We start from the raw sequence: 14378 nt of genomic DNA on the forward strand, positions 1-14378 counted from the left end.
ATTACGACTCACCTTGTAGGGTGATCAGCAGCTGTCTACTCCCACCATGATTGCGATGTTCACCTAAATACAGCCCTTGCCACATTCCTAATGCTAATTGACCATGGGTGATGGGTAGGGTTAATTCACAGCCCAGTAAACTTGATTTTAAATGGGCTGGCATATCGTCACTGCCTTCATAAGTGTGGATGTAATATGGTTCATTCTCTGGCGCCACATTATTAAAGTATGCTTCAAAGTCTTGCCGAACAGTTGGATCTGCATTTTCGTTTACAGTAATGGAAGCTGAGGTGTGTTGCAGCAATATGTGCACTAAGCCAATATCAAACCTTGCTAATTCGGGTAATTGAGTTAATACCTCTTCAGTAATTAAATGAAAGCCACGAGCTTTTGGCTTTAATGATATTTGTTTTTGGTACCACATATAAGTCTGCTTTTAATCGCTATTTTGATGATGAATTGTAGTGAATTTCAGCGATTTGACCAACAGTAGAAAGCACTAATTTTAAACATTGTAGTAGGATAATGAACTGTAAGCATAAAGTATGACTAAAATGACTCATATTAGCTATTGTAATTACTGTAACCCTTGCTGAGTGTTGGCTTGAGGTGCTCACTGGTTTTAATTAATAAACGCTAACTAAAATTGCGCATTTTATTAAGTTAGCAAAGTGCTTGCTCAGTGGTGCTGATAAAGTGAACGATTCTGGATGGATATTGCTTGTAAACAGCTTAAGATACAAATTGTTGCATAATTGTTTAATCCATAAAAAAAGCTGCTCATTGAGCAGCTTTTTAGTACTTAAACCATCAGATATTGATTAGTTTAGCAGGCTTGTTGGCTCGGTAAACTCAAGTGCTAATGCTTCAGCAACTTCTTTACAAACAAGCTTTCCGTGGATGACATTTAAGCCATTTAGTAGGTGCTTATCTTGAAGCAATGCAGACTTATAACCTAAGTTTGCAAGCTTAATAATGTAAGGCAGCGTGGCATTGTTTAATGCAAAAGTAGAGGTGCGAGCCACAGCGCCAGGCATGTTTGCAACACAATAATGAACTACATCATCAACGATATAAGTTGGTTCTTGGTGAGTGGTTGCATGAGATGTTTCAACACAACCACCTTGGTCAATTGCGACATCAACAATTGCGCTGCCAGGCTTCATACGGCTAATCATATCGCGGGTCACAAGTTTTGGCGCAGCAGCGCCAGGAACCAGTACACCACCAATGACTAAGTCTGCTTCTAATACGTGGCGTTCAATGGCATCAGCAGTAGAGTAAATGGCTTTAACTGCAGAACCAAATTGTACATTTAAACGACGTAGAGCATCGATGCTACGATCAAGCACAACCACGTCAGCGCCCATGCCTACAGCCATTTGTGCAGCATTAGTACCGACCATGCCGCCGCCAATAATAACTACTTTGGCTGGTTCAACACCTGGAACACCGCCCAGTAACATACCGCGGCCGCCTAGTGATTTTTCAAGTGCACGCGCGCCTGCTTGAATCGACATACGCCCAGCAACTTCTGACATTGGCGCTAATAAAGGAAGGCCACCACGGTCATCTGTTACGGTTTCATAGGCGATACAAACAGCCTTACTTTTTATCAAATCTTCAGTCTGTGGTAAGTCTGGTGCAAGGTGTAAATAAGTGAATAGAATTTGGTCTTCACGCAGCATGGCGCGCTCAATAGCTTGTGGCTCTTTAACCTTCACTATCATATCTGATTGAGCAAACACTTCAGCTGCGGTTGCTAAGATTTCTGCACCGGCATCAATATAATCTTGGTTAGTAAATCCAATGCCAATACCTGCATCTGATTGAACAAATACATCATGACCTTTAATTGTTAATTCACGAACGCTTGAAGGAACCATACCAACACGGTATTCATGGTTTTTGATTTCAGTAGGGATACCAATAATCATTTTTAGCCTCTAATTGATTTTTACTCGTTTTTACGAGCCAGTAGTTATTATATTCGATGACCTGAACGTGCTTATTTCAGGGAAGTCTAGTATAGTGCCCCTGACGCAGTTTATGCTGCTAAACTTTACACATTAAAAGATGAATATGTTGTTTTTGTGCTAAAGCAAGGTTAATAATATGGCAAATAATAAGAAAAATTCTGTGAAAGATTTAGATCGGATTGACCGTAATATCCTCAACGAACTTCAGATTGATGGTCGCATATCAAATGTGGAGTTATCTAAGCGTGTTGGCCTGAGTCCAACACCATGTTTAGAACGAGTTAAACGTCTTGAGAAACAAGGATACATTAATGGCTACACTGCATTAGTTAATCCTCATTACTTGGGTGCATCGTTACTTGTATTTGTGGAAATCACCTTAACTCGAGATACCCCTGATATTTTTGAACGCTTTAACAAAGCCGTTCAGTTGTTAGATGATATTCAAGAATGTCATTTGGTTTCTGGCGATTTTGATTACCTACTAAAAACCCGCGTATCAGATATGTCAGCTTATCGTCGTTTGTTAGGTGAGACATTACTTAAGTTACCATCAGTTTCTGATACTCGTACTTACGTGGTTATGGAAGAAGTTAAGCAAACTAATAAAGTTGCCTTAAATTTATTAGCTGATACTTACTAAATTTAATAACCAATAAAAATAAAGGGCATTGCCCTTTATTTTTTTGCCAAAAATTTACAGCAAGCTTAATCTTAGGCTTAAAAGTAACCAACTTAAGCCAGATTAAAATTATTTATCTTCTACAGTCATCTATCTGAAAACATTAGGTTGAGCTTGGCATCCGCGCGTTGCATAATCACTGCATACACATTGATATTCTGTTATTGTTATCATTCTTTTTAAATCTTATTTGGGTGTTTTCGTTTGTCTCAGGGAAATAGTCTTCAAACACTTAGTGGCCTTCAGCGTCTTTTGGAAGGTGGGTTGATCATTTGTTGCATGACTGCAACTTATATTCTTATTGCACTTAGCAGCTTCGATCCTAATGATCCCGGCTGGAGCCAGTCGCATTTCCAAGGTGAAATCAGTAATCTAACTGGCGCAGTTGGCGCATGGACAGCAGATGTTCTATTTTATTTTTTCGGCTTCATAGCCTATCTCATACCAATAATTATTGCTGCTTCTGGCTGGTTCATTTTTAATCGTACTCACAAGCTGTTTGAAATCGACTATTTTTCTGTCGGTTTAAGGATTATCGGTTTTTTACTGGTGGTATTTGCATTGGCAGCGTTAGCGAGTATGAATGCCGATGACATGTATGTATTTTCTGCTGGCGGAGTGGCAGGGGATGTGATCAGCCAAGCAATGATGCCTTACTTTAATAACCTTGGAACAACTTTATTACTGCTATGTTTTATCGGCGCAGGCTTTACTTTAACTACCGGTATAAGCTGGCTAACCGTTATTGAAAGTACAGGTCTAGCCACTATTTGGTGTGTTAAAAAGATCATTAGTATCCCAAGTTATTTATCAGCTAGTAACGAAACCGAAGATACCCGCGGCTTTATGTCTGTCGTTGATAAATTTAAACAGGACCGTGGTGACGATGCTGGCAACGTAAAGCATGACAAAGCTGAGCTTGATGCTGCAGCAATTGATCTCACTAGTATGCCGCATAATGAGGCTGAAGTTACTGCAGCAATAGAAACTGATGAATTAGAAGAAAAACCCTCTCTTTTCAGCCGTATTAAATCGAAAGTGAAACCCAGTCGCGACAAAGAAGAAACTAATTTGGCAGGTGACTTAGAGCAAGATGTAGAGCCAAGCTTTGGCGCTGAAATAGACCATGAGGCTAAATTAACGTCACATAATGGTAGACTTGAACCCAAATTAAACGCCAGCAATGATCACCAAGACGATGATAATTTAACCCCAGCTTGGATCGCATCAGGGGATGCCCCCGCAGCTGATTTCACACAAGCGAATCATCATTTAAGTGAACAGTCTGAGGCTCATGTTAGTCATAGCGACTCGTTAGGTGAAGCATTCAGTCAAGCTAATAGCACAGGTGCAACAGCGACCTCGCAGCCAAACCCTGCCACTACAAAAGCTGTTGAGCAAGCGCGTATTGTTGAAGGAATTGTGGTGTTGCCAGGCCAAGAACCCCAAATAGTTTATGGCCAAACTAAAGTTGAAATGCCGCCACTGCCAAGTATCACCTTATTAGATGTACCTGATAGAAAAGAAAACCCAATTACCAAAGAAGAACTAGATATTGTCGCGAGGTTGGTTGAAACTAAGCTGGCTGACTTTAATATTGTCGCTAATGTTGTTGGGGTATTCCCAGGCCCTGTGGTGACTCGATTTGAACTTGAATTAGCCCCTGGTGTCAAAGCCTCAAAAATCACTAATTTGTCGAAAGATTTAGCCCGTTCATTGTTAGCAGAAAGTGTCCGCGTTGTTGAGGTTATTCCAGGTAAAGCCTTTGTGGGTCTTGAATTGCCTAATAAATTCCGTGAAACGGTATTTATGCGCGATGTTTTAGACTCTAAAACCTTTGAAGAAAGTAAATCTGATTTATCCATGGTGCTGGGACAAGATATTGCTGGCGATCCCGTGGTGGTTGATTTAGGTAAAATGCCGCATTTATTAGTTGCCGGTACTACAGGTTCGGGTAAGTCAGTTGGCGTCAACGTGATGATCACCAGTATCTTGTATAAGTCTGGTCCTGATGATGTGCGCTTTATCATGATTGATCCGAAAATGTTGGAGCTTTCCGTATATGGCGGTATTCCACATTTGTTATGTGAAGTCGTCACCGATATGAAAGAAGCGGCTAATGCACTACGTTGGTGTGTTGGTGAAATGGAGCGACGTTACAAGTTAATGTCAGCGCTAGGCGTACGTAATTTAAAAGGTTATAACGCTAAAATTAAATCAGCCATAGAAGCAGGTGAACCGATAGTTGACCCATTATGGAAGTCATCTGAAAGTATGGATGAACAGGCCCCTGAGTTAGAAAAATTACCCTCTATTGTGGTAGTGGTCGATGAATTTGCTGACATGATTATGATTGTCGGTAAAAAGGTTGAAGAGCTGATTGCCCGTATTGCGCAAAAGGCCCGTGCAGCGGGTATACACTTAATCTTAGCCACCCAAAGACCTTCAGTGGATGTCATTACTGGTTTGATTAAAGCAAACGTGCCAACACGTATCGCTTTTCAAGTGTCATCAAGAATTGACTCTAGAACCATTTTAGATCAGCAAGGCGCAGAAACACTACTCGGTATGGGTGATATGCTGTACTTGCCACCAGGTACCAGCGTACCTATTCGTGTCCATGGTGCTTTCATTGACGATCATGAAGTCCATAAAGTCGTTGCAGACTGGCATGCTCGTGGTAAGCCACGTTATATTGAAGAAATCCTTAATGGCGTCAGTGAAGGTGAGCAAGTATTGCTGCCTGGTGAAGCTACAGAATCTGATGATGATACTGATCAGTTATATGATGAAGCGGTTGCGTTTGTCACTGAAACCCGCAGAGGTTCAATTTCAAGTGTGCAGCGTAAGTTTAAAATTGGTTATAACCGCGCGGCGCGGATTATCGAAATGATGGAAACCCAGGGGATTGTCAGTACACAAGGTCATAATGGTAATCGTGAGGTTTTAGCTCCTCCGCCACCGAGAAACTAACCTCGGACCGAACATAACAATCACTGCGCTTATAGCCAGTTTGGCCAAATAAACCGTTATAATGAAGCCATTAATAATCAACCTTATAAAGAAAAAGCCTTAGTGACAAAAAGCATAGCCACTAGCCTTAAAAGTTTATCGCTAAGAATTAGCAATACAGTATTAGGAATTTATATGAACAAGCGTTTTGCTGTTGTTACAGCCTTAGCATTATTATTGTCAGGCAACGCGTTAGCTGATGAATCAGCGCAATTGCGTGATCGCTTAGCCAAAGCCGACTCATTAAAAGCTGATTTTACTCAGCAAGTTACCGATATAAACAATAAAGTCATTCAGTCAGGTAAAGGGGTATTTGCCCTTGCTTATCCAAACAAATTTTACTGGCATTTAACTGAGCCTGATGAGTCGCTCATTGTGGCTGACGGTAAAGATTTATGGATTTATAACCCTTTTGCTGAAGAAGTTTCAGTAATGGATTTTTCCGATGCTATTGACGCATCTCCAATGGCTTTGTTAGTTCATCGCGATGAAACAACTTGGTCTCAGTATCGTGTTGAGCAAATTCAGCCAGAGTCAGCTAAAGCCTGTTATTCCATTAAGCCCAAAGCGGATGATTCAAGTGTGGTGACTGTCACTGTGTGTTTCAATGAGGCAGAGCTTACTGATTTTAATTTGTTAGATGAGCAAGGCAATTACAGTCAGTTCACGTTAACAAATCAAACCAAGGTTGCGGCAGACGAAAACGGCTTATTTGAATTTACCGTACCGGCAAACGTTGATATTGACGATCAACGTTCAAGCCTAGCTCAGTAGGTTATAGTGTCTACTTTAGGTTTCGATTTTGCCCCAGACTTTCGTCCTTTAGCCGCAAGAATGCGCCCAAGGGAGATAAGTGAGTATGTAGGGCAGCAGCATTTACTCGGTAAAGGGCAACCACTGCGCCAAGCACTTGAGGCCAATCGAGCTCACTCTATGTTGTTATGGGGCCCTCCTGGCACAGGTAAAACCACCTTAGCTGAATTGGTGGCGCATTATGCCAATGCCCATGTTGAGCGCATTTCGGCGGTTACCTCAGGGGTTAAAGAAATTCGCGCCGCCATTGAGCAAGCTAAAGCGGTAGCTCAAAGCCGTGGTCAGCGTACATTATTGTTTGTGGACGAAGTCCATCGTTTTAATAAAAGCCAACAAGATGCGTTTTTACCTTTTATCGAAGACGGTACTGTTATTTTTGTTGGCGCGACCACTGAAAACCCATCTTTTGAGCTCAATAACGCCTTATTGTCTCGTGCCAGAGTTTATTTAATCAATCGCTTAGATGGCGATGATATTGCCGCGATTATCAATCAAGCATTAATGGATACTGAGCGTGGTTTTGGTAAACGTGGTTTTACTATTCCTGAAACAGTAATGCAGCAGTTAGCTTCAATTAGTGATGGTGATGCGCGCAAAGCATTAAATTTACTCGAGTTAATGAGTGACTTGGTTGCTGATAACGGTGAATTTACTCAAGAGATGCTGACGCAAGTCGCTGGGCATCAAATGGCCGCTTATGATAAAAATGGCGATCAATTTTATGATTTGATTTCTGCGGTGCATAAGTCCGTGAGAGGCTCAGCTCCTGATGCTGCTTTGTATTGGTATTGTCGAATACTTGAAGGCGGCGGCGATCCTCTCTATGTAGCACGTAGACTATTAGCCATTGCCTCTGAAGATGTAGGAAACGCCGATCCTACTGCAATGAATATTGCGCTTAATGCTTGGGATTGTTATCACCGCGTTGGTCCTGCTGAAGGTGAGCGTGCTATCGCCCAAGCGATTGTTTACTTGGCCAGTGCGCCAAAAAGTAATGCGGTTTACACCGCCTTTAAAGCAGCAAGAATGCTTGCAAGCGAAACAGGGCATGAATCAGTGCCAGATCACTTACGTAACGCACCGACTCAATTGATGAAAAATATGGGTTTAGGGGCAGGGTATCGCTATGCTCATGATGAACCAGGTGCCTACGCAAATGGGGAGAATTACTTCCCTGAGTCAATAAAAGATAGCCAATTGTATTATCCAACCGAGCGCGGCTTTGAAAAAAGAATCAAAGACAAACTTGCCCATTTAGCAGAACTAGACCGAACCAGTGAGGTAAAGCGCTATGATTAGCATGAGCAATATCATGTTTGTGGCCCTTGGTGGTTCAATTGGGGCTGTTTTTCGTTATCTAATCTCAATTTTCATGCTTCAGCTATTTGGAAGCAGTTTCCCTTTTGGTACACTGTTGGTAAATGTATTGGGATCATTTTTGATGGGTGTGGTTTATGCCATTGGTCAAGCCAGCCAGTTAAGTCCTGAATTAAAAGCCATGATAGGTGTTGGATTGTTAGGCGCCTTAACGACTTTTTCTACTTTTTCCAATGAAACATTATTGCTAATGCAAGAAGGTCTTTTTGCAAAAGCTATTCTCAACGTGTTGTTGAACGTTGTACTGTGTATTTTCATGGTATATGTCGGTCAGCAGCTAGTTTTTTCTCGCATTTAACTATTAAGAATATAAAACATGTTAGATCCAAAATTTTTGCGTAACGAACTTGAAGTCACCGCTGAGCTGTTAGCTAAGCGTGGGTTTATCCTTGATATTAGCCGCCTTACCGCTTTAGAAGAAAAGCGTAAGTCGCTACAAGTGGCCACAGAAGAATTGCAAGCATCCCGAAATGCAATTTCTAAGTCCATTGGTCAAGCAAAGGGTCGTGGTGAAGATGTCAGTGAAATCATGGCTAAAGTAGGGGACTTAGGTGCTCAACTGGATGCGAAAAAATCTGAACTAGCTGAATTGTTAGCTGAGTTAAATGCTATTGCTATGAGCATGCCTAACTTACCAGATGACGCAGTACCAGCCGGTGCTGACGAAAATGATAACGTTGAAGTCCGCACTTGGGGCGAGCCAACTACATTTGATTTCGAAGTAAAAGATCATGTGAAACTGGGTGAAGATCTAGATGGGTTAGATTTTAAAAACGCCGTTAAAATCACCGGTTCTCGCTTTGTGGTAATGAAAGGCCAAATCGCACGCCTAAACCGCGCTGTGGGTCAGTATATGTTAGATCTACATACTGAAAATCACGGTTATTCAGAAATGTATGTGCCATTACTGGTTAACGAAGAAAGCTTATTAGGCACAGGTCAGCTACCTAAGTTTGGTGAAGATTTGTTCCACACTAAACCGGCCACTGAAGAAGGCCAAGGCTTAAGCTTGATTCCAACTGCTGAAGTACCTTTGACCAATGTAGTACGTGACACTATCGTTGAAGAAGCTGATTTACCACTTAAAATGACGGCATTAACGTCTTGTTTCCGAAGTGAAGCGGGCTCTTACGGCCGTGATACTCGTGGTCTAATTCGTCAGCATCAGTTTGATAAAGTTGAACTTGTTCAAATTGTTAAACCTGAAGATTCAATGAATGCGTTAGAAGAGCTAACAGGTCATGCTGAGAAAGTACTAGAAGGGCTAGGCCTTCCATATCGTACTGTGATTTTATGTACTGGCGACATGGGTTTTGGCGCTTCGAAAACTTACGATATTGAAGTGTGGTTACCTGCGCAAAACACCTACCGCGAAATATCTTCTTGTTCAAACATGAAAGATTTCCAAGCACGTCGTATGCAAGCACGCTACCGTGGTGTTAATGACAAGAAACCAACTTTGGTTCATACCTTAAACGGTTCAGGCCTTGCTGTTGGTCGTACAGTAGTTGCTATCCTTGAAAACTACCAAAATGCAGATGGCTCTATTACCGTGCCTGACGTATTACGTCCGTATATGCGCGGCCTAGAAAAAATAGGCTAAGTCTTCGCTAGCGCTAAGGCGTTATCTGAGCCTAAAAAAAACCAAACATCATGTTTGGTTTTTTTGTGCCGTAAATTTAGCAAGTCTGGTTACATGATAGTTAAAGGCACTTAGCAGGTTTTGGTAAGCCTGCGATTTTAGTCGCCTGTTTAGCTGGGCCCACAGGAAAGAGGGTATAAAGGTATTTTGAATTACCTTTATCAGGCCCTAACGTCTGACCTATGGCTTTCACTAGCACGCGGATAGCAGGGCTTGTCTTGTATTCAAGATAAAAGTTACGCACAAAATTAACCACTTCCCAATGTTGCTCGGTTAATACGATATCTTCACCTGCAGCCAAAATAATTGCCATATCAGGTTGCCAATCAGCAACGTTTTTTAAATAACCTTGAGCATCAACTTCTATTTGTTGCCCATTAAATTCAATTGAATTTACCAAGTAATCACCTTCGTGTGTTTCAATGTAGCCAGTACAAACTGGTCATAATCAATAATTGAGATATTAGCGCTGCTAGGTAAAAGTGCTGTTAAGCCTCGAGCTTGTATATCTTCAGATAATATATAAATCTGTATATCTAGCAATTTTTGCTGCCAATGGCTTTGTAATAAGCAATTAATCGCATCGTCAGCAAGGATGATACTGTCTTCACTAGCGATATAACGTAAGCAGCAATTTAGCGCGTTGTCAGTGGTGGCTGAGGTTTGAATGTGATGTAAAATCATTAGTAAACCACCACTTCATCACTTTGCGCTAATAATTGCTTAATGGCATTGCTATCAGCTAATTGCGCCTCAAAATTAAACTTGTCTTCAGTGATGCCAAATTGTTTTGCTGACTGCTCACACACTAAAACGGTTTCAATATCATAAATATTAAGAGCTTTAAACGTCGATAGGTAATCTTTACTGCCGACTAATTCTGGCTGCTGATCTGCTAGCAGGTGCAGCACAGCTTCATCAGTAAAAACCACGCTAACTTGTTGCTCAAAACTGGCACTGAGTAACGCAAAGTCTAAGCCTTCACGGCTGGAACTATTGCCCAACGGGCTTTGTCTGAAAATAACGCAAATTTGCTTCATGTGGTTACCTTGCCAAGCAATTTAAAATCAGCATTAAAAGCACACTAATCTATCTGATGTTTCAATACCTGTGACCAGCTCACCTAAACCACCCATTTCAAATGGGGCGCTAGAATTGAACTGTGATTTAGTGTTTTCGATGGCATCTTGCTGTGACAACACACCGCGGCGCAGCGCTGCTGACACACAATTTATCAACTGAATATTGTGTTCAGTTGCCAAGTTTTTCCATGCTTGGTGCAAGTCATATTCATCAGAGGCAGGACAGATTAATTGGCTACTATTAGTCACGCCGTCTTGATAAAAGAAAATACGCGTAACTTGATGGCCTAATGACAATACACTTGTCGTAAAGCGCAGCGCTCTAAAGCTCGCTGTTGAGCCATAAACCGTGCCATTAACTTGGATAATAAATTTATTCATAACAATAAAAAATGGCTCCTGTAAGGGAGCCATTTTAGCGTAGTAAGCCAATTAATCACAAGGTCAGAACCAAATGAATAATCAAGTAACTTAACGCCTAGTCATCATTACCCATGCCCATCAAGTGTAATAGCGCCATGAATAGGTTGATGAAGTTTAAGAACAACGAAATCGTTGCACGGATATAGTTAGTTTCGCCACCATTTACAATACGGCTTGTATCATAAAGGATTAAGCCTACCATCAACATTGCTACAGCAGCTTGAATAGCCATAAATGCAACACTGTTACCAACAAACATGTTGATCAGTGATGCGCCGATAACCACAATCAGACCAGCAAAAAGGAAGCCGCCCATGAAGTTGAAATCTTTCTTAGTGCTAATTGCATAAGCTGATAAAGAAATGAAGATAACAGAGGTTAAGCCAAACGCTTGCATAATAAGTTCAGGGCCGTTAGCTAAACCTGCGTAGTGGTTTAAAATGTATCCTAATGATGCACCTTGCATACCCGTAAAGGCAAAAATCCATGCAAGCCCTGAAGCATTGTCTGCTTTTTTCAGGGTCACCATCATCACCACGATACTACCAAGTGATAGTCCGATTGACATGAAAGGGCCAATGTTCATCATCATTGCTACACCAGCCATTACAGCGGCAAAGGCAAGCGTCATCGACAATAGCATGTAGGTATTTTTGATCAGTTTATTGGTTTCCATCGTTGTAGCTTGATGGCCCGATAAAGTTTGTTGATTCATAACAGTCTCCATAGACTCGAAAAAAACTGTAATGACGCAATAAGAGTCACTACAAAAGATATTTATTAAATTATTTAGATTTATAATACCTTAGCTTTAACACAGCTTAAAGGTATATAAGTGTCACTGTCATGTTAACTATTATTTAATGACACATGTTCATATAAAAAATTGTCCTAAACAACATTTTTACTAAGAAAGCTGAACTGAACATTAAATTATCATTACAACTTGTTAATAATGTCATCAAGATGCTGGCTTTGTGGTTATGCGAGCCACTCTTGATGTAACTTATCGGTATCACCTAAGTATTCTAAAACCCACTCAAGTGCAGGTGACATCTTTTCTTGATTCCACGCTAAACAGCAAGGGCTTGCATTTCTTGGATGTTCTAAGGTTTTTTCAATTAATACCCCAGAGTCGATAAAGGGTTTTGCAAGGTTTCTAGGCATATAGCCGATACCTGAGCCATCACGGAAACAATTGAACGCTCTTATCCAGTCTGGTACCACTAATCGCCGCTGATTGGCCAGCAACCAAGTTGTGCGTTTGGGTATTTCCCTTGAAGTATCTTCTAAACAAATAGAGGGATAGATGCGTAATTCATCGTCTGTTAATGGGCGATCAATTTCTGCTAGAGGGTGGTTACGACTGACTAAAAACGACCATTGAATCTCGCGCATATCTTTATACTGATATACGCCGCCCACAGGGATAGCTGTGGTTGCACCTATGGCGATGTCACTGCGACCTGTTGCTAATGCTTCCCAGACCCCATTAAACACCTCAATACGGATGATGAGTTCAACATCGTCAAAGTGACGATAAAAGTCTGCAATTAGTACACTAATACGATCAGCGCGGACAATATTGTCTAAAGCGATAGACAGGGTGGGTTGCCAGCCATTAGCGACACGTTGGGTGCTACGCTTTAAGTCATTCATGTCACCCAATAGCTCTCTTGCGTGGGCGACAAAATGTTTACCGGGTTCCGTTAAGCTGACACTGCGATGATGCCTTTCAAACAAAATGACACCAAGTTCATCTTCGATTTGTTTTACGGCATAACTGACTGCTGAAGGAACTTTGTGTAATTGATTGGCTGCTGCCGTGAAACTACCTAAGCGAGCGACAATGTCGATCATTTCCAATGCTTGTTCTGAAAGCATAGCTTGCTATCCTTTGCTGTGAAAATTTATGAATGCAGTCATCAAAACTAAACGTTTCACATTGCTTTTGCAAGTGATTAGACTGCACGCTGATTTTTAATTAAGCCACTTTCGGACACTTTTTTTATGAAAAAAGCATCATCTACCTCTGCCAATGTGCAGTACTTTATTTTATTAGGCTACTTAGCACTGTTAAGTATGCTGGGCTTTATTGCCACCGACATGTATTTACCTGCATTTCAAAACATAGCTGACTCATTTGATACCAGCTTAAACAACGTCGCTTTTTCATTAACGACTTTCTTAGCGGGTTTAGCTATCGGCCAATTACTTTATGGTCCATTAGTTGAAAAAGTAGGCAAACAAAAAGCCTTAATAATTGGTTTAGTCATCTTTGCAGCAGCCAGTGCTTTAATTGTCGCCAGTGACTCGATCATTATGCTTAATATCGCACGTTTTTTCCAAGCGTTAGGAGCCTGTAGTGCTGGTGTAATTTGGCAAGCTATTGTCGTTGAAAAATATGATGCTGAAAAAGCGCAAAAAGTGTTTTCAAACATCATGCCTTTAGTTGCGCTATCACCTGCTGTTGCACCGCTCATTGGCGCATCAATTGTTGATACATTTGGCTGGCGTGCAGTTTTCATTACTTTAGCAATACTTGCGGTTTTGCTTATCGTTATGACCAAGCTGTTAGTTGCACCAGAGAACAAACAAGCAGAACCACAAGAAAACATCAGCTATAAAACCATCTTAAAAAACACCCGATTTTTAGGTAACGTGGTTATATTTGGTGCATTGTCTGCAGCATTCTTTAGTTATTTAACGGTATGGCCAAGTGTAATGATTAAATTTGGTTATGAAGCTAAAGCCATTGGGTTAAGCTTTATTCCACAAACCATCATGTTTATCGTGGGTGGTTACATGAGCAAAGTACTTGTTAAAAAATTCGGTACCACACAGGCGCTTAATTATTTATTGGGACTGTTTTTCTTCTGTGTTGCAACCATTGCAATAGCGACTTTGGTAATCCCAATGGAATCAATTTATCCGCTATTGGTAACCTTCTCATTACTTGCTGCAGCTAACGGTGCGACTTATCCTTTGGTCGTCAACAATGCCTTACAGCAGTTCAGTAAAAATGCCACCAAAGCTGCAGGTTTACAAAACTTCCTTCAGATTGGTATGGCGTTCGGCGCATCAAGTATTGTCGCGATGTTCGTACAATATAATGAAGTGACTATCGGTTTAGGTATCGTATTGAGTGCTGTTGTTGCTTACTTAGGCTATTTATTGTCAAAGCATGATAGTTGGGCTTCAGTAACTAATAACTTCATAAAACCAGATCCTGCTAGTATTAGTCTTCACGCTGATAAAAATAGCGCAGATTGATGCTAACTTAAGCAAACGGTAAAGAAACTTAAATTTATGCTTTACAGCAGCGAGTGAGATAGCTATTATCTCGCTCGTTCGGAGAGATGGCAGAG

The 14378-nt window shown here is 41.1% G+C and carries 15 protein-coding genes; 7 read left to right on the forward strand and 8 right to left on the reverse strand.

Annotation, left to right across the window (positions count from 1 at the left end; all coding sequences use genetic code 11):
- Nucleotide 1: 1 nt before the first annotated feature.
- Nucleotides 2-424 carry a secondary thiamine-phosphate synthase enzyme YjbQ gene (locus BCU94_RS13445; RefSeq protein ID WP_102476644.1) on the reverse strand — a complete coding sequence of 141 codons (423 nt, stop codon included), beginning with the start codon at nt 422-424 and terminating at the stop codon, nt 2-4.
- 397 nt (nt 425-821) lie between these two features.
- Nucleotides 822-1937: an alanine dehydrogenase gene (ald, locus tag BCU94_RS13450; RefSeq protein ID WP_102476645.1), complete on the reverse strand. Its 1116-nt coding sequence runs from the start codon at nt 1935-1937 to the stop codon at nt 822-824.
- Between the two features lie 178 nt (nt 1938-2115).
- Between ald and lrp the strand changes: the two genes are divergently transcribed.
- From lrp to serS, 6 genes are all read left to right on the forward strand, one after another.
- Nucleotides 2116-2622, forward strand: a complete 507-nt coding sequence (gene lrp, locus BCU94_RS13455) for a leucine-responsive transcriptional regulator Lrp (protein ID WP_076537850.1) — start codon at nt 2116-2118, stop codon at nt 2620-2622.
- 243 nt (nt 2623-2865) lie between these two features.
- Nucleotides 2866-5634, forward strand: coding sequence for a DNA translocase FtsK 4TM domain-containing protein (locus BCU94_RS13460; protein ID WP_102476646.1), 2769 nt, complete (start codon nt 2866-2868; stop codon nt 5632-5634).
- A 174-nt stretch (nt 5635-5808) separates the two neighbouring features.
- A complete protein-coding gene (gene lolA / locus BCU94_RS13465) occupies nt 5809-6447 on the forward strand; it encodes an outer membrane lipoprotein chaperone LolA (protein WP_102476647.1) in 639 nt (212 codons plus the stop codon).
- A gap of 6 nt (nt 6448-6453) precedes the next feature.
- Nucleotides 6454-7785 carry a replication-associated recombination protein A gene (locus BCU94_RS13470; RefSeq protein WP_102437389.1) on the forward strand — a complete coding sequence of 444 codons (1332 nt, stop codon included), beginning with the start codon at nt 6454-6456 and terminating at the stop codon, nt 7783-7785.
- A gap of 1 nt (nt 7786) precedes the next feature.
- A complete protein-coding gene (crcB, locus tag BCU94_RS13475) occupies nt 7787-8161 on the forward strand; it encodes a fluoride efflux transporter CrcB (RefSeq protein WP_076537957.1) in 375 nt (124 codons plus the stop codon).
- 18 nt (nt 8162-8179) lie between these two features.
- Complete coding sequence (gene serS, locus BCU94_RS13480) at nt 8180-9466, forward strand: serine--tRNA ligase (protein WP_102437391.1); 1287 nt, start codon at nt 8180-8182, stop codon at nt 9464-9466.
- Between the two features lie 100 nt (nt 9467-9566).
- Here serS and BCU94_RS13485 read toward each other — a convergent pair whose 3' ends face one another.
- The 6 genes from BCU94_RS13485 to punR all read right to left on the reverse strand — a co-directional run bounded on the left by BCU94_RS13485 (nt 9567) and on the right by punR (nt 12894).
- Nucleotides 9567-9905 (reverse strand): TusE/DsrC/DsvC family sulfur relay protein, encoded by a 339-nt coding sequence (locus BCU94_RS13485; RefSeq protein WP_102437393.1) that lies wholly within the window; start codon nt 9903-9905, stop codon nt 9567-9569.
- Nucleotides 9899-10189 carry a sulfurtransferase complex subunit TusB gene (gene tusB / locus BCU94_RS13490; RefSeq protein ID WP_102437395.1) on the reverse strand — a complete coding sequence of 97 codons (291 nt, stop codon included), beginning with the start codon at nt 10187-10189 and terminating at the stop codon, nt 9899-9901. The genes BCU94_RS13485 and tusB overlap by 7 nt, the downstream gene beginning before the upstream one ends.
- The gene (gene tusC / locus BCU94_RS13495; RefSeq protein ID WP_102437397.1) at nt 10189-10545 is read right to left on the reverse strand and encodes a sulfurtransferase complex subunit TusC; all 357 of its coding nucleotides are present in this window, start codon (nt 10543-10545) and stop codon (nt 10189-10191) included. Before tusC ends, tusB begins: the two co-directional genes overlap by 1 nt.
- 33 nt (nt 10546-10578) lie before the next feature.
- Nucleotides 10579-10968, reverse strand: a complete 390-nt coding sequence (gene tusD / locus BCU94_RS13500) for a sulfurtransferase complex subunit TusD (protein WP_102437399.1) — start codon at nt 10966-10968, stop codon at nt 10579-10581.
- A 97-nt stretch (nt 10969-11065) separates the two neighbouring features.
- Nucleotides 11066-11725 (reverse strand): Bax inhibitor-1/YccA family protein, encoded by a 660-nt coding sequence (locus BCU94_RS13505; RefSeq protein ID WP_102437401.1) that lies wholly within the window; start codon nt 11723-11725, stop codon nt 11066-11068.
- Nucleotides 11726-11991: 266 nt separating this feature from the next.
- Nucleotides 11992-12894 (reverse strand): DNA-binding transcriptional activator PunR, encoded by a 903-nt coding sequence (gene punR / locus BCU94_RS13510; protein ID WP_102437403.1) that lies wholly within the window; start codon nt 12892-12894, stop codon nt 11992-11994.
- 126 nt (nt 12895-13020) lie between these two features.
- Between punR and punC the strand changes: the two genes are divergently transcribed.
- Nucleotides 13021-14283 (forward strand): purine nucleoside transporter PunC, encoded by a 1263-nt coding sequence (gene punC, locus BCU94_RS13515; RefSeq protein WP_102476648.1) that lies wholly within the window; start codon nt 13021-13023, stop codon nt 14281-14283.
- The last annotated feature ends 95 nt before the right edge of the window (nt 14284-14378 follow it).

This window comes from Shewanella sp. 10N.286.52.C2, from assembly GCF_002874545.1.
Lineage (GTDB): Bacteria > Pseudomonadota > Gammaproteobacteria > Enterobacterales > Shewanellaceae > Shewanella.